We start from the raw sequence: 24,837 nt of genomic DNA on the forward strand, positions 1-24,837 counted from the left end.
ATCGTGGCCCGCATGAAACCCCGTCCCCCGCGAAGAGGATTTGGGGGGATGAGAGACATGACCGAAACTACACCAGTCGAGTTGCTGGTCTGTACCACCTGCCGGCGCGGGTCGCCTGTTGAAGATGACGCGCAGCGGCCTGGCACGTTGCTGCACAAGGCGCTTGAGCAAGCTGACCTGCCCGAGGGCATCACCCTGAAAGCCGTAGAGTGCCTGTCGAACTGTGACGAAGGCTGCTCCATCGTATTGCGCGGAGGTCCGGATCGCTGGACTTTCGTGTACGAGCACCTCAACGAAACCGACCATGTCGAGACCATCGTGGAGGGTGCCACGAAGTACCTCGCGACCGAGGATGGCCTGGTCAAATGGCGTGAACGCCCCGAACATTTCCGCAAAAACTGCGCAGCCCGCATTCCCCCGATTGGAGCCCCGAAATGAGCACTCTTGAAAAACTCCCCGTCACTGTGATCACCGGCTTTCTGGGCTCCGGCAAGACCACGCTGGTCAAGCACCTGATGCAGAACCCGCAAGGCAAGCGCCTTGCCGTTGTGGTCAACGAGTTTGGCGATGTGGGCGTCGATGGCGACATCCTGAAATCCTGCGCCATCCCTGATTGCCCAGCAGAAAATATCATGGAGCTGGCGAACGGCTGCATCTGCTGCACGGTGGCCGATGATTTCATCCCAACCATCGAGGCACTGATGGCGCTGGAGCCGCGCCCCGATCACATCCTGATCGAAACCTCGGGACTGGCGCTTCCAAAGCCACTGTTGAAAGCGTTTGACTGGCCCGATATCCGCTCGAAAATCACCGTTGATGGCGTGATCGCGCTGGCGGATGCCGAGGCCGTCGCTGCCGGTCGGTTTGCTCCGAATGTCGAGGCTGTGGACGCCCAGCGCCTGGCCGATGACTCGATCGACCATGAAACGCCCCTCTCCGAAGTGTTCGAGGATCAGATCTCGTGTGCCGACATCATCTTGCTGACCAAGCCGGATCTGGCCGGCCCGGAAGGTGTCGCAAAGGCCAAAGAGGTCATCGCAGCCGAAGCCCCGCGCCCGCTGCCGGTGGTTGAAGTCGCCGAAGGTGCCGTAGACGTACGCGTCGTGCTGGGCCTTGAGGCTGCCGCCGAAGATGACATGGACGCCCGGCCGAGCCACCACGACGGTCACCACGACCACGAGCATGACGATTTCGAAAGCATCATTGTCGAACTGCCTGAACAGACCGACCCGGCCCAACTTGTTGCCAATATCGAACGTCTGGCCAATGAGCTGAACATCCTGCGCGTCAAAGGGTATGCCGCCGTTCAGGGCAAACCCATGCGCCTGCTGGTTCAGGCTGTCGGTGCCCGCGTCCGTCATCAGTATGACCGCCCTTGGGCGCCCGGCGAGGAACGCCGCTCGCGTCTGGTCGTGATCGCCGAGCATGATGACATCAAAGAAGCCGCAATCCGCGATATCCTCGTGGGCGTGACCGAGGCAGCCGAGTAAAACCCATGCACGTCGTCTTCCGCGAAAGCCACGGGCTCGAGGAAACCGAGACCCCGACCGATCTGGGCCAAAGCCCGGCGGATCTGGTGGTGCTGTCGTTCTCCGATAGTGACCTTGGCGCTTTCGCGGCAGGTTGGCATCGTGGTGGCGGGCCTGAGGGACGTATGCCGACCTTGCGGCTGGCAAATTTGACGGCGCTGAAACACCCGCTGTCGGTCGATACCTATGTCGAACAGACGCTCGAAGGTGCCAAAGGCATCCTGATACGACTGATCGGCGGCGTGCCCTATTGGTCTTACGGCCTTCAACAGGTTCTGGCGTTGGCCCAATCTAAGGGCATCGCCCTGGCCGTTTTACCAGCGGACGGGCGCGAGGATAACCGGCTGGATGACTATTCCACCCTGCCCGTCTCGACCCTGCGACGCCTGTCGCATCTTTGCGACACGGGTGGCGAGGTCGCGGCCCAGGCTGCACTGGCGCAAATGGCTCTGGCAGCGGGGCTCTATGCAGGACCTGTTATGGGGGCCAAAACGCTGCCTGAATGCGGTGTCTGGTGTCCTGATCAAGGCGTAATCCCGGCGGAAAAAGCGTTCGAAGGCGATCGGAAACGCATTCTCGTCACCTTTTATCGTGCTTATCTGACTTCGGCGGACACCGCTCCGGTAGCGGCCTTGATCCGAAGCCTGCGCGCCCGCGGGTTCGATGCAGTGGGCCTGTTTGCTCCGTCGCTCAAGGCCCCTGCAGCCGCCGACTGGCTGCGGGAACAGGTTGTTGCGCTGAACCCATCCGCAATTATCAACGCCACTTCATTCTCGGGCAAAGGTGCGTCGGGAACGTCGCCGTTGGACGCGGCAAATGTACCTGTGTTTCAGGTCGCCCTCGCCACCTCGCGCCGCAAGGCGTGGGCCGAGGCGGAACGCGGGCTTTCCCCCGCGGATCTTGCCATGCATGTGGTACTGCCCGAAGTGGACGGACGGATCTCGGCGGGCATTGCGTCTTTCAAAGAACCCGGCAAGCGTGATCCGCATCTGGAATACGCGCGCTTTGCGCACCGGGCCGAACCGGACCGGATCGAAGCGATCATCGACCGTGTTTCCGGCTGGCTTGCTCTGAACGACAAACCCAAGGCAGACCAGATTCCTGCGCTGGTGCTGTCCACCTATCCCGGCAAAGACTGGCAAATGGCCCATGCGGTTGGCCTCGACGCGCTGGCGTCGGCCGAAGCGATGCTGGCCGACCTAAATAGCGAAGGCTATGACACCGCGACTGCCGAGCCGATTGCCGACACGCTTCTGGACACCCGGATATCGTGGTCGCTTGAGGACTACCTAACCGCACTCGCTGAGTTGTCCGAGACCCTGCGCGCCGATCTACGCACCGTATGGGGCAGTCCCGATAACGACCCAATCTTCGCACATGGCGCATTTAACTTCACCGCCCTGCGCCGGGGCAAAGCGTTGGTCGCACTGCAACCTGAACGCGGCACGCCCGAGTTGCGTGATGACGAGTATCATGACCTCTCGCGCACCCCGCGCCATAGCTATGTGGCGTTTTACCTGTGGTTGCGCAAAGGGCTGGGCGCGGATGCACTGATCCATATCGGCGCGCATGGCACTCTGGAATGGCTGCCAGGCAAATCGGTCGCCTTGTCAGCAGATTGCTGGCCCGAGGCGTTGATCGGCGATCTGCCGGTGATCTATCCCTTTATCGTCAACGACCCCGGCGAGGCCGCCCAAGCCAAGCGCCGGATCGGAGCTGTCACGTTGGGCCACATACCGCCCCCGATGAAGGAAAGCGGCACGCCGGATCGGATGGTGAGGCTGGAGTCCCTGTTGGATGAATTCTCGAACGCTGACGGGCTGGACCCCAAACGCCGCGACCGCCTGCAAGAAGATATCAGGGACGAGGCGCAGGCCATTGGTTTGGAAAGTGATCTTGGCCTCAATCAGGCGACTTGCACCGCCGAGGCTATCACACGCATCGACCGCTTTGTCTGCGATATCAAGGAAAGCCAGTTTGGCGACGGGCTGCATATCTTCGGGCGCGTGCCCGAGGTGACGGGCAATTTCGATCCAGCCCCTTCGGCGCACGCCGAACGCGACGCGCTGATCAAAGCGCTCGCGGGCAAACGGATCGAGGCCGGGCCATCGGGTTCGCCCTATCGCGGTCGGTCAGATGTTCTGCCCACCGGGCGAAACCTCTACACCACCGACCCGCGTTCAGTCCCGACCCGTGCAGCTTATACCCAAGGTGTCAAACTGGCCGAGGAACTGGTGCGCCGCCATCTTCAGGAAGAAGGCGATTACCCAAAGGGGCTGATCGTCGATCTATGGGGGTCGGCCACCATGCGCACCGCCGGAGAAGAGTTCGCCATGGCGCTGCACCTGCTGGGCGTCAAACCCGTGTGGGACAAAGGTTCCGAGCGGGTTTCCGGCGTAGAGGTGCTACCGATTACCGACCTGAGCCGCCCTCGTCTGGACGTGACCTTGCGAGTCTCGGGCCTGTTCAGGGATGTTTTCCCGACACTGTCGGCTCTCTATGGCCAAGCGGTTCGCGCATTGGCAGCGCGCGATGAAGCATCAGACTGGAATCCCTACGCTGGTCAGGAACCGGCGGTGCGGGTCTATGGACCTGCCCCGGGAAGCTACGGTGTCAACATGACCCAACTGTCCGAGGTGTATACCGACGAAGCCCGCGTTGAAGCCGGTGAGGCGTGGCTTGAGGCCAGCTCGTTTGCATTGGAAGGTGAACACATCTCACAGGACAAAGACGGTATCGCCCAACGCGTTGCAAACGCAGACAGCTTTGTCCACTTGCAGGACCTGACCGAAACCGATCTTCTTCTGGCCAACGACTATGCCACGCATGAGGCCGGCTTTGCCGCTGCCAAGAAGATCGCTGGTGGAACCGCACAGCTATACCACCTGGACAACACCAATCCCGAAAACCCGCGTGCCCGCACCTTGCCCGAAGAGATCAGCCGTGTCGTCCACGCCCGTGCCGCCAACCCAGGCTGGATCGCCGGAATGCAACGCCACGGGTTCCGTGGAGCGGCTGAAATCGCGGCGACGCTGGATCACATGGCATCGTTCGCGCATTTGTCGGGCACTGTCGCACCGCATCTTTTTGACCTCTATCACGATGCCACGTTGGGCAACGAAGAGGTGGACGCGTTCTTGCAAGAGGCCAATCCCAAAGCTCATCAGGCCATGCAGGACCGGTTCCGCGCGCTGCTGGAGGCCAGGCTTTGGAATACGCGCCGGAACTCTATCCGGGCTGATTTGGAGGAATTGAGATGAGTGCACCGATTGTTCAGGGCTGGTGCCCCGGCGCCCATCGTCCGATGATGTCCGGTGACGGTCTGGTCGTCAGGGTCAGACCCCGGTTGGCGCGCCTGGATGCCGATCAGGCACTGGGACTGTGCGATCTGGCGGACCGCTTTGGCAACGGCTCGATCGATTTGACCAATCGCGCCAATCTGCAATTGCGGGGCGTGGAAGAAGACGACCACCGGCCTCTGCTCAAAGAGCTTGCTGCGCTGAACCTGCTGGATGCGGAGCCCGGTATCGAAATACGCCGCAATATTCTGGTTACTCCGCTCTATCAGGCGGGCGATTTGACCGCTCGGTTGACCCGTGAACTGATTGACCGGCTTGCGGACCTGCCGGCCCTACCCGCAAAATTCGGCTTTGCAATCGACACGGGCCCCGAACGACTGCTGGCGTCGGATTCGGCTGACATTCGTCTGGAAACAGGTGCCGACGGTCTGATCCTGCGCGCCGATGGATGCGAAACAGGCCGAAGTTTGACCGAGGCCGACGCCATTGACCACGTGATCGCGTTGGCACGTTGGTTTGCTGAGACCTACACACCCGAGACACGCCGCATGGCGCGAGTCATGGACGCCTTGCCGCAGGAATGGCAAGGATGTGCGCCCGGTTCAGTTGGCGCGAAGCTTCAACCCGGCCGCTGTGAACTGGGTGCTCTTTACGGCGCGGCTTTTGGGTCGCTGCCTGCGCGCAAGCTGTATGACCTGATCGAGAACAGTGGTGCTTGCGCCCTGCGCGTCACGCCGTGGCGGCTGATCCTGCTAGAAGGCGGGGCGGCGATACCTGCCCCGGCGTTTGTCGAAGATGGAACCGATCCGTTGATGACCACCGACGCCTGCCCCGGCGCACCGTTCTGCCCGCAGGCTCAGGCAGAGACGCGCGACGTCGCCCGGGCGTTGGCTTCGCGGGTTTCCGGACGCCTCCATGTTTCAGGTTGCCGCAAGGGGTGCGCTCGCATGGGTCCTGCCGACATCACATTGGTGGGCGCAAACGGACGATTTGATCTTGTAAAACAGGGCCGCGCGGGGGATGAGCCCTGCCAGCGCGGGCTGGCCCCGGAAACACTCATGACCATGGACTTCACCTGATGCCCTATACATACGAAACCGATGGCGCGGCGATCTACAAGGAAAGCTTTGCCACCATCCGGTCAGAGGCTGATCTGGCCCGTTTTGATGCCGATGAAGAGCAGGTTGCCGTTCGGATGATCCACGCCGCCGGAATGGTCGGGCTGGAAGAGTTCGTTCATTTCTCGCCCGGATTTGTGTCGGCCGCCCGCACTGCGTTGGAGGATGGCGCGCCGATCCTGTGTGACGCGCGCATGGTCAGCGAAGGCGTCACCCGCTTTCGCCTGCCCGCCGATAACGAGGTGATCTGCACCCTACACGACGAGCGCGTACGCCCGCTGGCTGCCGAGATGAGCAACACCCGATCCGCCGCCGCGCTGGAGTTGTGGCGTCCGCATCTGGAGGGCGCGCTTGTCGCCATCGGCAACGCGCCCACCGCACTGTTCCATTTGCTGAACATGCTGGAAGACCCCGAGTGCCCGCGCCCCGCTGCGATCATCGGCTGCCCGGTTGGCTTTGTCGGCGCTGTGGAATCCAAGGACGCGTTGTGGGAGGCACAACCGGTGCCGTCCTGCATTGTCAAAGGGCGTCTTGGCGGCAGCGCCATCACCGTGGCGGCCATCAACGCCATCGCTAGCCGGGCAGAATGACCATGGGTACCATATACGGTGTGGGCCTTGGCCCCGGCGACCCGGACCTGATGAGCGTCCGGGCGGATCGCCTGCTGCGCAATGCAAAGCATGTGGCGTTTTTTCGAAAACCCGGTCGCAGTGGTCAGGCGCGCAAGATCGTGAACGGTATGATCCCCGAAGGTGCAGTCGAGTTCCCGATGGAATACCCTGTAACTACAGAGATCCCGGTGACAGATCCGCGCTATAACGAATTGCTGGCTGCGTTTTACGAAGACTGTACCAAGCATCTGAAAACCCTGTCGGAACAGGGTGAGGATGTCGTCGTTCTGTGCGAGGGCGATCCGTTCTTCTACGGCTCGTTCATGCATCTTTACAATCGTTTGCGGGAAGATGCTCCGGTTGAAGTTGTGCCAGCCATCACCGGCATGTCCGGAGCCTGGACTGCGACAGGTGATCCGATCACATGGGGTGATGATGTGCTGACCGTGCTGGTTGGCACCCTACCCGAAGACACTCTGGCCGAACGCATGGCTCAAACCGATGCTTTGGTTGTGATGAAAATCGGGCGGAACATCGACAAGGTGAAACGGGCTTTGAAGACTGCGGGCCTGTATGATCGGGCATGGATCGTCGAATATGCGCAGATGCCGAACCAGACCGTGACAAAGCTGTCCGAAGCCTGCGAGAAGATCACCCCGTATTTCTCGATCATCGTCGTGCACGGTCAGGGACGGCGACCATGAGCGGCTGGGTCAAAATTGCCGGTCTGGGGCCGGGTGACGAGGCGCTTGTTACACCAGAAGTAACAGCCGCGCTGGCCGAAGCCACCGATGTTGTGGGCTATATCCCATATGTGGCGCGTATTGCCGAGCGCCCAGGCCTTACACTGCATGCCAGTGACAACCGGGTCGAAATCGACCGCTCGCAACACGCGCTGCAAATGGCTGCCGATGGCAAACGGGTGGTCGTTGTATCCTCGGGCGATCCCGGCGTGTTTGCCATGGCGGCAGCCGTCTTCGAAGCGCTGGAGCACGGCCCCGCGGAATGGCGCGACCTTCGGATCGATGTTCTGCCGGGGATCACGGCGATGTTGGCTGCATCCGCGCGCGCGGGCGCCCCGATGGGGCATGATTTCTGCGCCATCAACCTCAGCGACAACCTCAAACCATGGTCATTGATCGAAAAACGCCTGCGCCTTGCCGCACAGGCGGATTTCTCGATGGCCTTTTACAATCCGCGCTCGAAGTCCCGCCCGGAAGGCTTTGTAAAAACGCTGGAAATCTTGCGTGAAGAGTGTGAGCCCGAACGTCTGATCCTGTTCGCCCGCGCCGTATCGCGGGCCGATGAAGAGATGCGCATTTCGACACTGGCCGAAGCCACGCCCGACATGGCGGATATGCAGACCGTGGTGATCGTGGGGTCATCCCGAACGCGCGTCATCGAGCGCGATGGCGCACCCATCGTTTACACCCCTCGCTTCACTCCTGGTGAGGATCAGGGATGAGACAGCCAGTCCAGAACCTGTGCAACACTCGAAAGCTCTGTCCGCTGTGGCAGAACCGGGCGGTCGATCATCAGTACCGGCAGCCCCAGCGCCCGCGCCGCGTCCAGCTTGGCGCGTGCACCAGAGCCGCCAGCGTTCTTGGACACGACCAGCTGCGTCTGATGGCACTGCATCAGCGCTCGGTCGTCAGCTTCAGTAAATGGCCCTCGGGCGACGACCACCTCTGCGTTCGGCAAAGGCAAAGTGTCAGGTTCATCCACAAGACGCAGCAGGTATCTGTGCTGAGGCTGGGCCGTAAACTCTTCAAGATGCATCCGACCAACGGCGAGAAACACGCGCCGTGTGTCACCGGACAGTGCGTCTACGGCTGCCGCGATGTCAGGGACATGACGCCAGTTGTCGCCGGTCTGCGGCGTCCACGCAGCTCGGGTCAACGCCGTCAAACGCGCCTGCATCGTACCGCAAGCTTCTATTGCGTTCCGGCTCATTTGGGCGGCAAACGGGTGGGTCGCATCCACAACATGGGTGATGGCGTTCTCACGGATATAGGCAGTCAGACCTTCCGGACCGCCGAAGCCGCCAACCCGCACAGGCAAGGGCTGCGGGCGCGGGTTTTCTACCCGTCCGGCGTAGGAATACACAGCAGCAATCTCTCGTTCCGCAACGGCTTTGGCCAATGCATTGGCCTCAGTCGTACCGCCAAGGATCAGGAGGTTGGTCATGTCTGAAACTCCGTGGCTGACGGTCATAGGCTTGGGTGAAGATGGGCTTGATGGCCTGTCGGCTGCAAGCCGTCAAGTGCTGGACCGGGCCGAAGTGATCATGGGGCCGCCGCGTCACCTGTCGTTACTGCCCGAAACCGGGGCAGAACGCATCGAATGGCCGGTGCCATTCTCGGATGGATTACCGATCCTGCAAGGGTTGCGCGGAAAACAGACCGTTGTTCTGGCCTCGGGTGATCCGTTCTGGTTTGGCGCAGGCTCAGTCATCGCACGCAATTTCGATGCCGGAGAGTGGACCGCTCTGCCCGGCCAATCCACTTTTTCGCTGGCCGCAGCGCGACTCGGCTGGCCCCTGGAAAGCACCCTGACCTTCGGTCTGCACGCTGCTCCTCTGACCCGTTTGCGGCCTCATCTGGCTCCGGGCCTCAATGCGATCCTGTTGCTGCGCGACGGAAAAGCCGTGGCGGAACTGGCAACATATCTAACTGAGACCGGCTTTGCCGACTCTGCCCTGCACGTAATGCAAGCCCTCGGCGGTCCGCGCGAAAGCTCTCGAACCGTCACCCTGACCGAAGCCTTGCTGGGCACGTTCGACCATCCCGTCTGCGTCGGGCTGGAAGTTACTGGCACAGGTCCTGCCCTTTCCAAAGCCTCTGGCAAACCAGACGACATTTTCGAGACTGACGGACAGATCACCAAACGACCGATCCGCGCGCTGACTCTTTCTGCGCTTGCCCCACAGCGGGGCGAGCATCTGTGGGATATCGGCGGAGGCACGGGTTCGATCAGCATCGAATGGCTGATGTGTGATCCCACCCTGACTGCTACCAGCATCGAGCCGCGTGCTGAAAGAGCCGAGCGCATTCGTCGAAACGCCGATGCATTGGGGCAGGATCGGTTGAATGTCATCCACGGCACCGCACCAGACGCGCTGTTCGGTATCGACATGCCGGATGTCGTTTTCATCGGTGGAGGTTTGAGTGCCAACCTGCTTGCCTGGCTGAGAGATGCACTTCCAAAAGGCACACGCCTTGTCGCCAATGCAGTCACATTGGAAAGCGAAGCGCTACTTGCACGATGGCACGAAGACTTGGGCGGCGACCTGTTGCGAATCGAGCTCGCACAATCTTCCCCGCTGGGTCCACGCCGCGGCTGGAAATCCGCTTATCCGGTGGTGCAGTGGAGCGTGACGCTATGATCGTTGCCGGATTGGGTTTCTCGTCTGCCGCCACCCCAGGCAGCTTGCGCGCCGCGTATGACGCCGCAGCCGCGAGCCATGATGTGACCGCCCTGGCAACCGTCGCCGACAAGGAAGGCCATTCCGCCCTGACAACCTTCGCCGAAGAGTTATCCCTTCCCCTGCATTTCGTTGCCGCAGCCGAACTGGCCGGGCTACGCACACTCACCTGCTCGACCCGTAGCCGCGCCACCTATGGCACCGGAAGCGTAGCCGAAGCATCCGCATTGGCCGCTGCCGGACCCGGCGCGCGGCTGTTCTCACCCAGACAGATTTCACACGACCGGCTGGCGACCTGCGCCATAGCCATCGGAGGACAGACATGACCGTTCATTTCATCGGCGCCGGACCGGGCGCTGCCGACCTGTTGACGCTGCGCGGACGCGATATCATCGCATCCTGCCCCGTTTGCCTCTATGCAGGCTCGCTGGTTCCGGAAGAGATCCTGAGCCACTGCCCCCTAGGTGCAAAGATCGTGAACACAGCACCAATGGATCTGGATCAGATCATGGCCGAGATTGATGCGGCACATAAAGCAGGTCAGGACGTGGCACGCTTGCATTCAGGCGACCTGTCGGTCTGGTCGGCGATGGGTGAACAAATCCGTCGCCTGAAAGAAATGGGCATCCCGGTCAGTGTGACCCCAGGTGTGCCGTCCTTTGCCGCAGCCGCTGCGGCTTTGGGCACCGAACTGACTTTGCCCGGGCTGGCGCAATCCGTGGTGCTAACGCGGACACCTGGGCGTGCATCCTCAATGCCCGAGGGCGAGACACTTGAGAACTTCGCCCGCACTGGGGCGACACTGGCCATACACCTTTCCATCGGGAATCTGGACAGTGTCATTGCCGATCTGACACCAGCCTATGGTGCCGATTGTCCGGTCGCCGTGGTCTATCGCGCAAGCTGGCCGGATGAACGGATCATACGCGCAACGCTGAAAACGTTGAAAGACTCGCTGGACGAAAGCATCTCGCGCACCGCTTTGATCATGGTCGGCCCTGCGCTGGCCGGTGAGGGTTTTGACGAAAGCTGCCTCTACTCCAAAACCTACGACCGGCGTTACCGCCCACAAAGCGCGGACAGCCCCTGGTCAAGCTGGAGCCACGGCGATGATTAACCCCCCCGGAATACTGATTTCGGCCCCTTCGTCGGGCACCGGCAAAACAACGGTCATGCTGGGCCTTTTACGCGCGCTGGCCGAGGATGGTCTGACCGTGCAGCCATTCAAGAGCGGGCCGGATTACATCGACCCCGCCTTTCACCGTGCGGCGGCAGGGCGGGCTTCGTTCAATCTGGACAATTGGGCCATGGGTGATCCGTTGCTCAACGCAATCTCGGCTCAGGCCGAAGGAGCGGATATCGTGGTGGCCGAAGGCTCGATGGGACTGTTCGACGGCGTGGCCAAACCCGGAGAGCTGGGCCATGGGTCGAGCGCCGAGACCGCTGAACGGATGGGGTGGCCGGTCGTTCTGGTTCTGGATGTGGGTGGTCAGGCGCAATCTGCTGCGGCCACGGCTCTGGGGTTCAAGATGTACAACCCCGATCTATCCTTTGCCGGTGTAATCCTGAACCGCTGCGCAAGCCCGCGCCATGAACGCCTGACCCGATTAGGGATGGAGCGCGCAGGCTTGCCGGTTCTGGGTGTGCTGCCGCGCCGGGGCGATCTGACGCTGCCTGAGCGGCATTTGGGGTTGATTCAAGCTGTCGAACATCCGGATCTGGAAAGCGCTATTGTCGGGTATGCGGCATTTTTACGCGAACACGTGGATCTCGAGGCGATTAAACGGGCGGCTTCCTCAGGCCCGGTTGGGCCATCGTCAGCCGCGCTGCCGCGTCCCCCGGCTCAGCGCATTGCATTGGCACGGGATGCAGCTTTTTCCTTTACCTATCCGCATTTGCTGGAAGGCTGGCGCGCGGCTGGGGCCGAAATCCTGCCCTTCTCACCCTTGGCTGATGAAGCTCCGGCGGCGGATGCCGATCTGGTCTGGCTCCCCGGCGGTTATCCGGAACTGCACGCTGGAACTTTGGCTGCTGCGCACACGTTCCTCAGTGGTCTGCGGAAACATGCAGAGAAAAAGCCAGTGCATGGGGAATGCGGTGGGTACATGGCGCTTGGTCAGGCCCTGATCGATAAGGATGGCGTCCGGCATGAAATGGCAGGCTTGCTGGGGCTGGTGACGTCTTATCAAAAACGCAAATTCAATCTTGGCTACCGCAAAGCCGAACTCCTGGCCCCCTTGCCAGGGTTTGCCGAAGGTACAGCGCTCCGCGGGCATGAGTTCCACTATTCCTCGATCGTGGATCAACCTGACGCGCCGCTCGCACGCGTGTTTGATGCCGAAGGTGCAGAAGGACCTCAGACAGGGTCCTCGCGTAGCCACGTCACCGGTACGTTCTTTCATCTAATCGCGGAGGCATCTGAATGAGCGGGTTTGTCTCTTTCGTCGGTTCCGGCCCCGGTGATCCGGAATTGCTGACGCTGAAGGCCGTCAACCGGATGCAGAAAGCCGACGCCGTGCTGTTCGATGACCTAAGCAGCGGGCCAATACTGAGCCACGCGCGCGAAGACGCGGATCTTGTGGGTGTCGGCAAACGTGCCGGTCGCCCCTCACCGAAACAGGACCATGTCAGCCGGTTGCTTGTGGACTACGCTCAGACTGGCCAACATGTCGTGCGGCTGAAGTCCGGCGATGGCGGCATGTTCGGGCGTCTGGAAGAAGAGCTTACCGCCCTGCGTGAAGCAGGCATTGAATATGAGATTATCCCCGGCATCCCCTCTGCCGTAGCGGCTGCAGCGGCCGCAGGCATTCCGCTGACGCGACGTCTGACCGCACGACGGGTGCAGTTTGTCACCGGACATGACGTCAGTGGCGCATTGCCGGACGATCTGAACCTAACTGCACTGGCCGATTCTCAGGCCACCACCGTCGTGTTCATGGGTAAACGCACCTTCCCTCTGCTGGTTGATGCATTGCAATCACACGGCCTGCCGCTGGATACACCTGCTCTGATGGCTGAATCCGTTTCGACCCCAGATCAAAAGCTGCAACGCGCCACTATCGGAGCTTTGGCCGAACAGCTGAAATCCGAAATCGGTCAAGCCCCGGCGCTGATCCTTTATGGGCCGCTGGCGGAGTTCGAAGATGATTGAATTGAGCCTGATTGGCATCGGCACCGGCAACCCGGATCATGTGACCTTTCAGGGCGCACAGACAATCCGGGCCGCGGACCTGATCCTGATCCCTCGCAAAGGGGAAAACAAAGCCGATCTGACCGGATTGCGCGAACAGATCATTGCGCAGGTCGCAGAAACCCCGCCGCTGATCGCCTATTTCGACATCCCCAAGCGCCGCGCGGATGACGGATATCTGCGGGGCGTCGACGAATGGCATGACGCCATTGCCTTGCGCTGGCAGGAGGCGATGGACGCTCACCCTGAGGCGCGGCATATTGCATTACTGATCTGGGGGGACCCGTCTCTTTATGACAGTTCACTGCGCATCGCGGCACGGCTGGACCCACAGCCCAACACTAAGGTAATCCCCGGCATCACCGCCTTGCAGGCGCTAACTGCGGCTCATGCGATTCCGATCAATGATCTGGGTGCACCCTATGTTGTGACCACCGGACGCCGTATCCGGGATGGGGGGTGGCCTGACGCTGCCTCGAAAGTCGCGGTTATGCTGGACGGGGAATGCTCGTTCCGATCCCTTGACATGACAGACTATGACATCTGGTGGGGCGCCTATGTGGGTATGAAAGAACAACTGCTGATCAGCGGCCCTCTGGATCAGGTCGCACAGCAGATCCTGGACACCCGCACCCGGGCTCGTGCGGATCATGGATGGATCATGGACATTTACCTGCTGCACAAGCGCGAGGGATAGCCCCGCGCGCCGAACACGGGTTTGTGAGTGCGCGAAACGAACAAGTCTGTCACACAGGTCTCAGCAAGAAATCGGAGACACGATGATGATGAAAACCTTCGTTCCCCTGCTCTGCCTGATCGCTTTGCCCCTCTGGGCACAAAACGCCCCTGAGGGCTGGGCCGTATTCCCGACTGAGAAGCCCTATGATGAGTTGGTCGACGCCACCAAAGCAGCGATCAAGGAAAACGGACTGATTGTCGTGACGCATGCGGGCCCTACCAAAGCAGCAGCAGCGCGTGGGATCACCATTCCGGGCAACCGTGTGATCGGGGCCTTCAACAATGACTACGCAGTACGGGTTCTGGACACTTCGACCCATGCGATGATCGAAGCTCCGATCCGGTTTTACGTTACCGAAAACGAAGACGGGACTGCTACTCTGTCCTACAAGACCCCAAGTTTTGTGTTTGCGCCTTATGCTTCGGAAGGTGGGCAAGATCTGCTGGATATTGCCGCAGAACTTGACACAAAGTTTCAATCGATTGCTGAAGAGGCAGTCAAATAGTCACACTGGCGTGAACCGTCTTGCGTCCGGAGGCGTCCTCCGCAATCTGCTTCGAAACGGATTTTTCGGAGCATAACTGATGCAGGACCCCTCGCCCCGCGCCGCAGATCTTCTGGCCCAACGCCTGTATGAAGCGGGGTGCCGCCACGCCTTTGGAATGCCCGGGGGCGAAGTGCTGACGTTGGTCGACGCGCTGGAAAAGGTTGGCATCACCTTTCATCTGACCAAGCACGAAAATTCTGCAGGCTTCATGGCCGAGGCCGTGCATCATCGCGACGGTGCACCTGCGATTTTGGTGGCCACCCTGGGTCCGGGCGCCATGAACGGCATCAATGTTGTGGCCAATGCGCTGCAGGATCGAGTGCCGATGATCGTGCTGACAGGGTGTGTCGATGCGGATGAAGCGCTGACCTACACGCATCAGGTCATGGATCACAGCCAGGTCTATCGCTCGATCACAAAGGGCACGTTTACACTGACAGCCAAGGGCGCGGATGTTGTGGCCGACAAGGCGGTGTCTTTGGCTATGCAACCACGCCCCGGTCCGGTCCATATCGATGTTCCGATCTCGGTTGCCGACACGCCTGTGACTGGTGTGAAACGTCGCCGCCTTGCCAAGATCGCCCCGGTCAGCCCCGGCGGCGAATGTCTGGAAAAAGCCCGCCGCTGGGTGGCCGAGGCCGAACGCCCTATCGCCATAATCGGGCTGGATGTTCTCTACGACGACTCACGCAGTGTCGTGCAGGCGTTTTTGGAACACTTCGGCATTCCGTTTGTCACCACCTACAAAGCCAAAGGAGCGGTACCCGAAGATCACCCCCTGTGCCTGGGCGGTGCAGGCCTGTCTCCGCTGGCTGACAAGCATCTGGTGCCTTTGGTCGAACAATCGGATCTGGTGCTGTGCCTGGGATATGATCCTATCGAAATGCGCCCCGGCTGGCGCGAGATCTGGGATCCGGAGGATAAGCGCGTCATTGATATCTCTGCCGTGGTCAATGATCACTATATGCATCAGGCTGGATTGAACCTTGTGGCCGACACGGGCGAGACACTGGAGGCAATTGCCAAGGGCAACCCTGCCCGTGAAACGTGGCCAGGAAACGAGCCTGCGCAGGTCAAAAGCGCACTGGCACAGGCCTTCCCTACCGATGACGAGTGGGGTCCGGCAGCGGTCATCGCACAAACCCGCGCGGTTTTGCCGCCTGAAACACTGGCCACCGCCGACAGCGGCGCGCATCGCATTCTGCTGAGCCAGATGTGGGAGTGCAGCGAAGAACGCGGGTTGATCCAGTCCTCGGCGCTATGCACCATGGGTTGCGCTGTTCCGATGGCCATTGGCCTGAAACTGGTCGAGCCCGACCGCCCTGTGATCAGCTTCTCGGGCGATGCCGGGTTCCTTATGGTTGCCGGCGAGTTGTCGACTGCGGCTGAAATAGGCGGCAACCCGATCTTTCTGGTATTCGTCGATGCCAGCCTTGCGTTGATTGAGTTGAAACAACGCCAGCGACAGATGGGCAACACGGGTGTCGATTTCGGCCATCATGACTTCGCGGCCATGGGCCGGGCCTTTGGTGGCAATGGCCACACGGTCCGCAACCGGGCAGAGCTGCGCGATGCACTGGAAGCTGCTGTAAAAGCTGAAACATTTACTGTTATTGCTGCTGAAGTTGAGCGTGGAGGTTATGATGGCCGCATCTGAAGGTCCGCTGAAGGGCGTCAAGATTCTGGATCTAAGCCGGATTCTTGCAGGCCCTACCTGCACGCAACTGCTGGGCGATCTGGGTGCAAGCGTCATCAAGATCGAAAACCCGGCAACCGGGGGCGATGACACGCGGCAATGGGGCCCGCCCTATGTGGCAGATGCCGAGGGCAACCGCTCGGACCTGAGCGCCTATTTCATGTCGGCCAATCGCAACAAGAAATCCGTCGCGCTGGATATCGCCACAGCGGAAGGTCAGGCCGAGATCCGGCGGCTGGCATCACACGCGGATATCCTGATCGAGAACTTCAAACCGGGCGGTCTGGCCAAGTATGGGCTGGACTACGCCACCTTGTCGCAAGAGTTTCCTAGCCTCGTTTACTGCTCAATCTCGGGTTACGGTCAAACCGGGCCGAACGCCAGCAAACCTGGTTATGACCTGATGGCGCAGGGCTATGGCGGGATCATGTCGCTGACCGGCGATCCTGACGGTGCGCCCATGAAGGTGGGCGTAGGCATCGCCGATGTGATGTGCGGAATGTACGCGAGCGTTGGGATTCTGGCCGCACTGCGCCATCGTGACCTGACCGGAGAAGGTCAGCAAATCGATCTGGCATTGGTGGATGCCCAGATTGCCTGGCTGATCAATGAAGGCGTGAACTATCTGACGTCAGGCAATGTCCCGCAGCGACGTGGCAACGGGCACCCCAATATCGTGCCCTATGACGTCTATGAAACCGCCGATGGACACGTGATTCTCGCCGTCGGAAATGACGGACAGTTCAGAAAGCTTTGCAGTTTCATCAATACTCCCGAACTGGCTGACGACCCGAGATTTGCGACCAACCCGGCCCGTTTGGAACACCGTGATGCGCTGAATGCAATTCTTCGCCCTGCCGTGAAGGCACTGGATACTCAGACCGTTATTTCCGGTCTTGAAGCCGTCAAAGTGCCCGTAGGTCCGGTGCAGATGCTGGATCAGGTTTTCAACACGGAACAAGTGGCAGCGCGACATATGCAGATCGCCATGCAGGCCCAGCCGGGTCAGGTCAACCTGATTGGGAATCCTCTGAACCTGTCTCGCACACCTGTAACATATCGTAACGCTCCACCGGTCTGCGGGGCCGATACCGAAGCCGTTCTGAACGCCGAAAACCCGTTCGAGGATTGAAATACTTGCACATTTAGGCGGCATGTTGCTGAAACATGCCCTTGAATCGGCGGTTTTTTTCGTCTTTTACGCACACGACATTTCACCAATTCGAGAGCAGGGTCGATACTGTTACGCCGCTCTCGCACACTCTGTTACATCGAACAGTGTCAAATATCGCAATCAGATTGGACCCAAGTATGAAACAAGACGTTTTTGGACAGATGAACACCCTGACCCAGCCGGCAGCCGTCGAAGCCTGGAACGGTGTTCTGCTTGGGTTCATGGCTCATGCCGCAGTCACCCCTCAGCACCTGGGCAAAGTGCTCGAGCTGGAGCCTGACTTTGCGCTGGGTCACGCGGTCAAAGGTCTGTTCATGGCATTGCTTGGGCGGCGCGAGATGATGGCGGTTGCCGTCGAAGCGCTGGCGGCAGCCAACGCGGCGATGGAACGTCAGCCTACAACTGCCCGCGAGCGCCTGTATGTGGATTCGCTGGCCCTCTATCTCGCTGGCCAACAGACTCAGGCGGTTCAGAAATTCGAGGCGATTCTGCGGGATCACCCGCAGGATACACTGGCAATGAAGCTGAGCCACGCAACCCGCTTTGTACTTGGTGATGCCGACGGAATGCGCCGCTCGATCGAACGGGTCATGCCAGCTTACGAGCCGGATCATCCGGGCCGCGGCTATCTGCTGGGCTGCCATTCCTTCGCGCTGGAAGAAACCGGCGCTTATGAGAAAGCCGAGATCGCAGGTCGCCAAGCGCTGTGGATGGTGTCCGACGATGCGTGGGGCCTGCACGCGGTGGCCCATGTGCATGAGATGACAGGCAATGCGCAGCTGGGCCTTGACTGGCTGGCCGGGCGTGAGGCTGCATGGGCACACTGCAACAACTTCCGCTATCACGTCTGGTGGCACAAGGCACTGATGCATCTGGATCTGGGTCAGGTCGATCAGGTGATGGAGCTGTATGACAACCATATCCGGAAGGATAAAACCGACGATTACCGCGACATCTCGAACGGCACTTCGCTGCTGATGCGGCTTGAACTCGAAGGTGTAACCGTCGGAAATCGCTGGGAAGAACTGGCCGATCTGAGTGCTGCGCGCACCGAAGACGGCTGTCTGATCTTTGCTGACTTGCATTACCTGCTGGCGCTGACCGGTGACAACCGGGCCGACGCCACCGCCAAGATGCTGAACCGCATGAACAAGGATGCGGCGCGCGCCAATGACGACACCACCCGCCGTATGGCCGACCCCGGTGTCGCGGCCGCCATGGGTCTTGAAGCCTTTGGTGACGGCCATTACGGCACGGCGTTTGATCATCTGCTGGCGGCGCGCGCTTCCATGCAACTGGCCGGCGGTAGCCACGCGCAACGTGATGTATTTGAACGCATTACCATCGATTCCGGCCTTCGGGCCGGACGCCTCGATGCGGTCGAGCGCATTCTGGACGACCGTCGCGCCAAGCGCGCCGGGGGCGAAGACAATTATGCCATCGCGCGCCGTGCCCTGATCGACGCGGCTCGCGACAGCGGCGACGTACAAAGCGTCCCCGCCGAATAACAAGAAGACCAAGAAGGACAGAGAACGTATGGCGACCATATCGCCCGCTTCTGATTTTGTACCCGCTGCGGCCCCGGCCGCAGCCCCTGCCAGCACGCGCGACCCGCGGCTGGACTTTTATCGCGGCATTGCGATGTTCATCATCCTGATTGCCCATATTCCCAACGATCCCTGGGCCAAGTGGATTCCGGCACGGTTCGGCTATTCCGACGCGACCGAGATCTTTGTGTTCTGTTCCGGCATGGCCTCGGCCATCGCCTTTGGCGGGGCGTTCCTGCGCAAAGGTTGGTGGATGGGAACCGCTCGTGTGGCGTACCGTATCTGGCAGGTCTATTGGGCGCATATTGCACTGTTCTTCTTTGTTGCCATGACCATGGCGGCGCTGGATCAGACCGGCGCGTTCGAGAAATCCTATGTCTCGTCACTGAACTTGCAGCATTTCTTCAATGATCCCGCGCCGCAGATGGTCGGGATTTTCACGCTGACCTATGTGCCGAACTACTTCGACATTCTGCCGATGTATCTGGTGGTTCTGGCACTGATGCCGCTTTACATGGCACTCTACCGTGTCAGTTTCTGGCTGATGGCCACAGTTTGCGTGGCCATCTGGTGCATCGCCCAGACTGGCGCGCTGGCCCTTCCGGCCGAACCCTGGTCCGAACGTCAGTGGTTCTTCAACCCGTTTGGTTGGCAATTGCTGTTCTTCACCGGCTTCGCCTTCATGCGTGGCTGGATTCCGGCGCCACCGATATCAAAAACACTGATCTGGGCCGCCGCTTTATTTCTGATCCTGTCCGCTCCGTTCGGGTCGTGGAAAGTCTTTACCTGGATCAACAACGCCGTACCCGAGCTTGGTGCAATAATCCGCCCGGGTTGGCCTTTGACCGAGGAACTACGCGGCAAAACCGAATTTGGTCTGCTGCGTTACGTCCACTTCCTGTCTCTGGCCTATCTGGGTTGGGTCGCGGCGGGTGAACATGGTCACCGCCTGATCGCCACTGGTCACAGCTTAGGGGCCCGTATCTGGCAGGTCCTGCTGACCGTGATTACCAAGGTCGGTCAGCAGTCCCTTGCTGTCTTTGTATTTTCCATGGCCGCAGCCCGGTTGATCGGCGTAGCGCTGGATCAGACTGGGCGGGATGTTGCCAGTGTTTTCGTCGCCAACATGGTTGGCTTTGCGATGATCATCGGCGTGGCCTATCTGGCCGCGTGGTTCAAGTCACAACCCTGGAAGTCGAAGAAATGAACTTTACCCGTCGCGCATTCCTCGCCTCGACGACCGCCTTGGCCTTTGCCCCGTCCGCCTATGCGACCGGCGGTGAGGTGCCTTTTGATCGCGATTATGTGATCGAGATGGCCCGCGAGCTGGCCAGCCGTCCCTATGCGGAGCGCGAGATGGTGCCTCAGGAATGGCAGGATCTGACTTATCAGCAATACCGCTCGATCCGGTTCCGGTTGGACCGCGCGCTGTGGTACGAGACCGAGACGCCGTTCAACGTCGATTTCTTCACGCCGGGTCTATATTTCCCAAGAACCGTCCAGGTGGAAACGGTTGAGAATGGCATGACCACGCCCGTCGCCTTTGACCTAGGGATGTTCGACAAGTCCGAAGACGTTCCCCAATTGCCCATCGATGACACGTTGGGCTTTTCTGGTCTGCGCCTGCGCACAGAGATGCACCGCCCCGGCAAGACCGATGAGTTCTGCGTCTGGCAGGGGGCCAGCTATTTCCGCGCCATCGGCCTGCACGAAGTTTATGGCCTGTCAGCGCGTGGACTGGCCCTGAAGACTGGCGATCCGGATGGCGAGGAGTTCCCCGAATTCATCCGTTTCTGGCTGGAACGTCCCGAACCGGGTCAGCGCAATATGGTCGTGCATGCATTGATGGACAGCCCCAGTGTGACCGGTGCCTATCGCTTCAATGTCACTGCAGGCGCGGATTGCATCATGGATGTCGAGGCAACGCTGTTTCCGCGCGAAGAACTACCTCATGTGGGCATAGCACCCGGAACCTCGATGTTCCTGTTCGATCAGACCAACCACAGCCGGTTCGACGATTTCCGCCCTGCTGTACACGACAGCGATGGGCTGCTGATCCGCAATGGCGCGGGCGAGGTTCTGTGGCGGCCGCTGGCCAACCCAACCCGCCTGCAAATTTCGTCCTTCGTTGACACAAACCCGCGTGGTTTCGGGCTGTTGCAGCGCAAACGAGAATTCTCGGACTATGCCGATCTCGAGGCGAATTATCACAAGCGCCCCGGTCTTTGGGTTGAACCGAATGAGGATTGGGGCAAAGGCACTGTGACGCTGGTTGAGATACCGGCGGATCAGGAAATCTATGACAATATCGTCGCCTATTGGCGACCAGCTGAACCATATGCAGCAGGCAGTCAGGTTGATCTGTCCTATCGCCTGATCTGGGGGGAAGAACCCCAGCGCACGCCGATGCCGCGTGTGATTAACACCGCGATGGGCGAAAACACTTTTGGCGAAGGTCGTCTGGCCGTCATCGATTTCGAAGACAGCGAGCTGTTCGAAGAACTCGACGCAATTTCGATCTTTGTGGATTCGCCGCATGCGGAAACTTCGGACGGTGTCCTTCAGCGCAATCCTGATACCGGTGGCTTGCGGCTGGCCTTCTCGTTCGAACCAGGCGAGCGTACCCATGTGGAACTGCGCGCGCAATTGTTGAAAGACAAACAGCCTGCCTCAGAGGTCTGGCTATACCGCTGGACCACATGAACCGCGATCTGCATATCATGCCGCCCAAGGCCCCTCTGGCGATGCCCGCGCAGAACTTTGGCGCGCGGTTCCGGGACGCGGATGCGCCATCGCGCGCGCGCATGTCTTCGGCCGGGTTCTGGCGCGCGCTGGCGTTTTCTCCGGCGATGGCGGCAACCCTGGGATTGCTGTGGATCATGAGTGACTGGTTCAGTGCCGAGGGGATCAATCTGATCGAAGGCATCCTGCTTGCACTGATATCCTTCAACTTCTTCTGGATCTCGTTCACAGTCTGCACGGTGCTGCTTGGCATGGTGTCGCTGTCTCGACAGGAACCGCCCAAGCGGGAGCACAAATCGCAACCACTTCGGGTGGCCCTGTTGACCCCTGTGTATAACGAGGTGCCATGGAACGTGCTTGGCAACGCACGCACCATGCTGGAAGATTTGCAGACGCGCGGCGGGCAGCACCATTATGCCATGTTCATTCTATCGGACACGCGCGACCCAGAAATTGCCGCTCAGGAACAGGCCAGCGTTGAAGCCTTACGTACCACCTTGGCCCCGGGACTAGAGCTGTACTATCGCCGCCGCGAACAGAACACCGATCGCAAAGTGGGCAACATTGCCGACTGGGTCAGCCGCTGGGGTGCAGATTGGGATGCGATGCTGGTGCTGGATGCAGACAGCCTGATGACCGGGCGCGCAATCTATCGCCTGACCGATGCGCTGGCCCGTGATCCCGGGGCTGGTCTGATCCAAAGCTACCCGCAACTGATTGGTGCTCAATCAGTCTTTGCCCGGATGCAGCAATTTGCCAATGGCGTCTACGGCATCGCCTTTGCCGAAGGGCTGGCCCGCTGGTGCGGGCAAGAGGGTAATTATTGGGGCCACAACGCAATCATCCGCACCAAAGCCTTCGCCACCAGTGCGGGGCTTCCCAAGCTGCGCTCGATCAATGGTCAGGACAAACTGATCATGAGTCACGATTTCGTCGAGGCCGGTCTGTTGCGCCGAGCCGGTTGGGCAGTGCGCTTCCTGCCACGCATTCGCGGGTCTTATGAAGAAACACCACCCACCCTGATCGACCATGCCATGCGTGATCGGCGTTGGTGTCAGGGCAATCTGCAGCACCTGAAACTGCTGGGCTCATCCGGTTTCCGGGCTGTCTCGCGTTTTCACATGTTCCACGGCGCGGTCGGATATCTGATGTCGCCGCTTTGGTTTGCCCTGCTGTTGATGTGGGCGCTGATCGGTCAGGGCGAAGACGCCTCGGTCCTGCACTATTTCAGCCCGGACAATCCATTCTATCCGCAATGGCCCGAAATGTCCGAAACACGGCATGTGCTGATTATTCTGGTCATGTACGCAATGCTTCTGGCCCCCAAAGTACTGGGCGTTCTGGCCTTGCCCCTGAGCGGTGTGCGGTATGGAGATTTCGGCGGTGGGCGCAAATTCCTGACCTCGTTCCTGGCCGAGGTTCTGCTGTCGATCCTGTACGCTCCGATCCTGATGGTGCAGCAGATGATCGCTGTGTTCCGTACCGCCTTCGGTATTCAGCGCGGTTGGTCGCCTCAGGCGCGCGATGGCGGCACCTATGGGCTGCGCACGCTGGTCCTGTGCCATGCGCTTGAAACCGTCAGTGGCATGGCGCTGAGTGTCGGTATCCTGTCGGGTCTGGTTTCGGTCTGGCTGGCCCCGATTGCCATCAGCCTCGCGCTGGCAATCCCGCTATCTGCGCTCAGTGGTGTATCGGCAGGAGCCGCGCGCAGAATGGTTGGAATGCGAGAAGATTTCAGCGAACCCGCGATCACCCGATCAGCCCGCCGCTATCGTGACGAGTTGAAACGGTTGGTCGAAGGCAAAGGCAACATGACCCCGGCAGAATAATCAGCTGCCGGGAAGCCCTTCGTACCAATCGACAATCATGTCCACCCAGCCAGCGGGGACCGTGTGGCCCCCGGGGAAAAGCGCAAATTCCAGTGCGCTGCCTTCGGCACAGGTGGTCCAGCGGCGACGCATGAAATCACCTGTTGTGCTGAACCCAGCCGGTTTGTGATCAACACAGCCATTCGCCTTGCGCCAGATTTCGAGGCCCGCATAGATATCGCCCTGCTGAAACCGGCCGCCGCCCAGCAAGCGTCCCTCCAGCGGAACAACATTGTCGGTCCAGCCATGAGTGTGAAACATACGGATCGGGCCTTCGCACGATTCCGGATGCGGACGCCAGAACCCGCCGGACACCGGAACATAGGCCGAAAACGTGTCAGGTGCCTCGCAAGCCAGATAGTTGACCATAAAGGCACCAGCAGAAAACCCGCCCAACATGACACGGTCAGCGTCGATACCAAACCTCTCGGCCGCGTCTTGCACTACTTCGGTCAGAAAGGCAGTTTCGTCCCTCTCACCAAAGCCTGGATAGAAATTCCAGCTTTTGGTGCCACCCCGGTCGGGCCGCTCAAGTCCTTCAGGGGCCATCACCGCGTAACCGCGTTCCAATAACGGTTCGACCAAACGGCGATTGCGCATCGTACCCGATCCGCTGCCGCCGTACCCATGCAAGAACACCATCGTCGGCGCATTGTTCGTATCGGGCAGTTCGATGTGATACGTACCCATCTGCGTCTCGCAGACATCCTGCTGACCAGCACAGCCTGCCGATGCGGCCTGCCCGGTAATTGCAACGGTTGCTGCCAAGCTGAGTTCTCGGATCATCCTGCATCCTCATCAAATTTGCGAACCGGCAATCCGGCCCGAACCCATCCCGGCCCTGCAGCCGAGCCTAGCATACCCTCGGGCACGTCGATGATATTGGTGAATCCCGCCTCGATCAGGCGGTTGCTCAGGCGTGCGGAACGCACTCCGCGCGCGCAGATCAACGCCACTGGGGTTGCTTGATTGCCGCTGGTCAATTCCGTCAGTGCATTGACGAAATCTTCGCGCCGCATATCCAGCGGCACAGCGCCCTCGCCAATTCCGGATGCCCGCCATTCGCGCGGCGTGCGGATATCGACCAGCAGAATACGCCCGTCTACTGCCTGTTCATGTGCGACGGCTACGCTGATCCGGCCACCGCCGTGGTCTTCGGGGATCAGGCGGTATTCCCTGATCGCCAACCCGGCAGCAATGGCGGTACAGCCGCCGATCAACACCCACCTGCGGGTTCGGTTCACTTGCTCGGCCACATTTGAGCCTCCTGTTCGCTGACGGTGGTTTTAACACAAATGGGTTCAAACAGGCGCGTAGAAACACCATACACAGATCAAGATCGCGTCATTTCTT

At 60.2% G+C, this 24,837-nt stretch carries 23 protein-coding genes; 20 read left to right on the forward strand and 3 right to left on the reverse strand.

Annotated elements, in window-relative coordinates:
* Window positions 1–57: 57 nt before the first annotated feature.
* The 7 genes from ACR0K5_RS18095 to cobJ are packed head-to-tail and all read left to right on the forward strand — an operon-like array spanning window position 58 to window position 8,022.
* Window positions 58–438, forward strand: a complete 381-nt coding sequence (locus tag ACR0K5_RS18095; protein ID WP_480631041.1) for a DUF1636 family protein — start codon at window positions 58–60, stop codon at window positions 436–438.
* A complete protein-coding gene (gene cobW, locus ACR0K5_RS18100) occupies window positions 435–1,490 on the forward strand; it encodes a cobalamin biosynthesis protein CobW (protein ID WP_480631042.1) in 1,056 nt (351 codons plus the stop codon). The genes ACR0K5_RS18095 and cobW overlap by 4 nt, the downstream gene beginning before the upstream one ends.
* Before the next feature lie 5 nt (window positions 1,491–1,495).
* Window positions 1,496–4,789, forward strand: coding sequence for a cobaltochelatase subunit CobN (gene cobN, locus ACR0K5_RS18105; protein ID WP_480631043.1), 3,294 nt, complete (start codon window positions 1,496–1,498; stop codon window positions 4,787–4,789).
* A complete protein-coding gene (locus ACR0K5_RS18110; protein WP_480631044.1) occupies window positions 4,786–5,907 on the forward strand; it encodes a cobalamin biosynthesis protein CobG in 1,122 nt (373 codons plus the stop codon). The genes cobN and ACR0K5_RS18110 overlap by 4 nt, the downstream gene beginning before the upstream one ends.
* A complete protein-coding gene (locus ACR0K5_RS18115; protein ID WP_480631045.1) occupies window positions 5,907–6,536 on the forward strand; it encodes a precorrin-8X methylmutase in 630 nt (209 codons plus the stop codon). Before ACR0K5_RS18110 ends, ACR0K5_RS18115 begins: the two co-directional genes overlap by 1 nt.
* Window positions 6,533–7,261, forward strand: a complete 729-nt coding sequence (locus ACR0K5_RS18120; RefSeq protein WP_480631046.1) for a precorrin-2 C(20)-methyltransferase — start codon at window positions 6,533–6,535, stop codon at window positions 7,259–7,261. Before ACR0K5_RS18115 ends, ACR0K5_RS18120 begins: the two co-directional genes overlap by 4 nt.
* A complete protein-coding gene (cobJ, locus tag ACR0K5_RS18125; protein WP_480631047.1) occupies window positions 7,258–8,022 on the forward strand; it encodes a precorrin-3B C(17)-methyltransferase in 765 nt (254 codons plus the stop codon). Before ACR0K5_RS18120 ends, cobJ begins: the two co-directional genes overlap by 4 nt.
* On the opposite strand, the gene ACR0K5_RS18130 is transcribed toward cobJ, so the two are convergent.
* A complete protein-coding gene (locus tag ACR0K5_RS18130; RefSeq protein ID WP_480631048.1) occupies window positions 8,013–8,744 on the reverse strand; it encodes a cobalt-precorrin-6A reductase in 732 nt (243 codons plus the stop codon). The two genes, cobJ and ACR0K5_RS18130, sit on opposite strands and share 10 nt — an antisense overlap.
* Between ACR0K5_RS18130 and cbiE the strand changes: the two genes are divergently transcribed.
* The 13 genes from cbiE to mdoH all read left to right on the forward strand — a co-directional run bounded on the left by cbiE (window position 8,743) and on the right by mdoH (window position 23,445).
* A complete protein-coding gene (cbiE, locus tag ACR0K5_RS18135; RefSeq protein ID WP_480631049.1) occupies window positions 8,743–9,942 on the forward strand; it encodes a precorrin-6y C5,15-methyltransferase (decarboxylating) subunit CbiE in 1,200 nt (399 codons plus the stop codon). The genes ACR0K5_RS18130 and cbiE overlap by 2 nt on opposite strands.
* On the forward strand, window positions 9,939–10,307 hold the full coding sequence (locus ACR0K5_RS18140; protein ID WP_480631050.1) for a cobalamin biosynthesis protein: 369 nt from the start codon (window positions 9,939–9,941) through the stop codon (window positions 10,305–10,307). Before cbiE ends, ACR0K5_RS18140 begins: the two co-directional genes overlap by 4 nt.
* Complete coding sequence (gene cobM, locus ACR0K5_RS18145; RefSeq protein WP_480631051.1) at window positions 10,304–11,098, forward strand: precorrin-4 C(11)-methyltransferase; 795 nt, start codon at window positions 10,304–10,306, stop codon at window positions 11,096–11,098. The genes ACR0K5_RS18140 and cobM overlap by 4 nt, the downstream gene beginning before the upstream one ends.
* Window positions 11,091–12,407, forward strand: coding sequence for a cobyrinic acid a,c-diamide synthase CobB (locus ACR0K5_RS18150; protein ID WP_480631052.1), 1,317 nt, complete (start codon window positions 11,091–11,093; stop codon window positions 12,405–12,407). The genes cobM and ACR0K5_RS18150 overlap by 8 nt, the downstream gene beginning before the upstream one ends.
* Window positions 12,404–13,132 carry a uroporphyrinogen-III C-methyltransferase gene (gene cobA / locus ACR0K5_RS18155; protein WP_480631053.1) on the forward strand — a complete coding sequence of 243 codons (729 nt, stop codon included), beginning with the start codon at window positions 12,404–12,406 and terminating at the stop codon, window positions 13,130–13,132. The genes ACR0K5_RS18150 and cobA overlap by 4 nt, the downstream gene beginning before the upstream one ends.
* Window positions 13,125–13,868 carry a precorrin-6A synthase (deacetylating) gene (gene cobF, locus ACR0K5_RS18160; RefSeq protein ID WP_480631054.1) on the forward strand — a complete coding sequence of 248 codons (744 nt, stop codon included), beginning with the start codon at window positions 13,125–13,127 and terminating at the stop codon, window positions 13,866–13,868. The genes cobA and cobF overlap by 8 nt, the downstream gene beginning before the upstream one ends.
* Before the next feature lie 88 nt (window positions 13,869–13,956).
* Entirely contained in the window at window positions 13,957–14,415 is a 459-nt protein-coding gene (locus ACR0K5_RS18165) for a DUF302 domain-containing protein (protein WP_480631105.1), read from the forward strand.
* A 79-nt stretch (window positions 14,416–14,494) separates the two neighbouring features.
* The gene (locus tag ACR0K5_RS18170) at window positions 14,495–16,114 is read left to right on the forward strand and encodes a thiamine pyrophosphate-binding protein (RefSeq protein ID WP_480631055.1); all 1,620 of its coding nucleotides are present in this window, start codon (window positions 14,495–14,497) and stop codon (window positions 16,112–16,114) included.
* Window positions 16,101–17,285, forward strand: coding sequence for a CaiB/BaiF CoA transferase family protein (locus tag ACR0K5_RS18175; protein WP_480631056.1), 1,185 nt, complete (start codon window positions 16,101–16,103; stop codon window positions 17,283–17,285). Before ACR0K5_RS18170 ends, ACR0K5_RS18175 begins: the two co-directional genes overlap by 14 nt.
* 179 nt (window positions 17,286–17,464) lie before the next feature.
* Window positions 17,465–18,835: a tetratricopeptide repeat protein gene (locus ACR0K5_RS18180; protein ID WP_480631057.1), complete on the forward strand. Its 1,371-nt coding sequence runs from the start codon at window positions 17,465–17,467 to the stop codon at window positions 18,833–18,835.
* 28 nt (window positions 18,836–18,863) lie between these two features.
* On the forward strand, window positions 18,864–20,081 hold the full coding sequence (locus ACR0K5_RS18185) for an OpgC family protein (RefSeq protein ID WP_480631058.1): 1,218 nt from the start codon (window positions 18,864–18,866) through the stop codon (window positions 20,079–20,081).
* The gene (locus ACR0K5_RS18190) at window positions 20,078–21,577 is read left to right on the forward strand and encodes an OpgD/OpgG family glucan biosynthesis protein (RefSeq protein WP_480631106.1); all 1,500 of its coding nucleotides are present in this window, start codon (window positions 20,078–20,080) and stop codon (window positions 21,575–21,577) included. Before ACR0K5_RS18185 ends, ACR0K5_RS18190 begins: the two co-directional genes overlap by 4 nt.
* Window positions 21,574–23,445, forward strand: a complete 1,872-nt coding sequence (mdoH, locus tag ACR0K5_RS18195) for a glucans biosynthesis glucosyltransferase MdoH (protein ID WP_480631059.1) — start codon at window positions 21,574–21,576, stop codon at window positions 23,443–23,445. Before ACR0K5_RS18190 ends, mdoH begins: the two co-directional genes overlap by 4 nt.
* On the opposite strand, the gene ACR0K5_RS18200 is transcribed toward mdoH, so the two are convergent.
* Together ACR0K5_RS18200 and ACR0K5_RS18205 are read right to left on the reverse strand one after the other, a co-directional pair.
* Entirely contained in the window at window positions 23,446–24,270 is an 825-nt protein-coding gene (locus ACR0K5_RS18200) for a CE1 family esterase (protein ID WP_480631060.1), read from the reverse strand. It abuts the gene before it with no gap.
* The gene (locus ACR0K5_RS18205) at window positions 24,267–24,740 is read right to left on the reverse strand and encodes a rhodanese-like domain-containing protein (protein WP_480631061.1); all 474 of its coding nucleotides are present in this window, start codon (window positions 24,738–24,740) and stop codon (window positions 24,267–24,269) included. Before ACR0K5_RS18205 ends, ACR0K5_RS18200 begins: the two co-directional genes overlap by 4 nt.
* Between the last annotated feature and the right edge of the window lie 97 nt (window positions 24,741–24,837).

It is taken from the genome of Ruegeria sp. AB9, assembly GCF_056542585.1.

Coding starts and splice junctions, on each gene's coding strand:
- ACR0K5_RS18095 (WP_480631041.1), top strand. CDS start 58: ATGACCGAAACTACACCAGTCGAGTTGCTGGTCTGTACCACCTGCCGG.
- cobW (WP_480631042.1), top strand. CDS start 435: ATGAGCACTCTTGAAAAACTCCCCGTCACTGTGATCACCGGCTTTCTG.
- cobN (WP_480631043.1), top strand. CDS start 1,496: ATGCACGTCGTCTTCCGCGAAAGCCACGGGCTCGAGGAAACCGAGACC.
- ACR0K5_RS18110 (WP_480631044.1), top strand. CDS start 4,786: ATGAGTGCACCGATTGTTCAGGGCTGGTGCCCCGGCGCCCATCGTCCG.
- ACR0K5_RS18115 (WP_480631045.1), top strand. CDS start 5,907: ATGCCCTATACATACGAAACCGATGGCGCGGCGATCTACAAGGAAAGC.
- ACR0K5_RS18120 (WP_480631046.1), top strand. CDS start 6,533: ATGACCATGGGTACCATATACGGTGTGGGCCTTGGCCCCGGCGACCCG.
- cobJ (WP_480631047.1), top strand. CDS start 7,258: ATGAGCGGCTGGGTCAAAATTGCCGGTCTGGGGCCGGGTGACGAGGCG.
- cbiE (WP_480631049.1), top strand. CDS start 8,743: ATGTCTGAAACTCCGTGGCTGACGGTCATAGGCTTGGGTGAAGATGGG.
- ACR0K5_RS18130 (WP_480631048.1), bottom strand. CDS start 8,744: ATGACCAACCTCCTGATCCTTGGCGGTACGACTGAGGCCAATGCATTG.
- ACR0K5_RS18140 (WP_480631050.1), top strand. CDS start 9,939: ATGATCGTTGCCGGATTGGGTTTCTCGTCTGCCGCCACCCCAGGCAGC.
- cobM (WP_480631051.1), top strand. CDS start 10,304: ATGACCGTTCATTTCATCGGCGCCGGACCGGGCGCTGCCGACCTGTTG.
- ACR0K5_RS18150 (WP_480631052.1), top strand. CDS start 11,091: ATGATTAACCCCCCCGGAATACTGATTTCGGCCCCTTCGTCGGGCACC.
- cobA (WP_480631053.1), top strand. CDS start 12,404: ATGAGCGGGTTTGTCTCTTTCGTCGGTTCCGGCCCCGGTGATCCGGAA.
- cobF (WP_480631054.1), top strand. CDS start 13,125: ATGATTGAATTGAGCCTGATTGGCATCGGCACCGGCAACCCGGATCAT.
- ACR0K5_RS18165 (WP_480631105.1), top strand. CDS start 13,957: ATGAAAACCTTCGTTCCCCTGCTCTGCCTGATCGCTTTGCCCCTCTGG.
- ACR0K5_RS18170 (WP_480631055.1), top strand. CDS start 14,495: ATGCAGGACCCCTCGCCCCGCGCCGCAGATCTTCTGGCCCAACGCCTG.
- ACR0K5_RS18175 (WP_480631056.1), top strand. CDS start 16,101: ATGGCCGCATCTGAAGGTCCGCTGAAGGGCGTCAAGATTCTGGATCTA.
- ACR0K5_RS18180 (WP_480631057.1), top strand. CDS start 17,465: ATGAAACAAGACGTTTTTGGACAGATGAACACCCTGACCCAGCCGGCA.
- ACR0K5_RS18185 (WP_480631058.1), top strand. CDS start 18,864: ATGGCGACCATATCGCCCGCTTCTGATTTTGTACCCGCTGCGGCCCCG.
- ACR0K5_RS18190 (WP_480631106.1), top strand. CDS start 20,078: ATGAACTTTACCCGTCGCGCATTCCTCGCCTCGACGACCGCCTTGGCC.
- mdoH (WP_480631059.1), top strand. CDS start 21,574: ATGAACCGCGATCTGCATATCATGCCGCCCAAGGCCCCTCTGGCGATG.
- ACR0K5_RS18200 (WP_480631060.1), bottom strand. CDS start 24,270: ATGATCCGAGAACTCAGCTTGGCAGCAACCGTTGCAATTACCGGGCAG.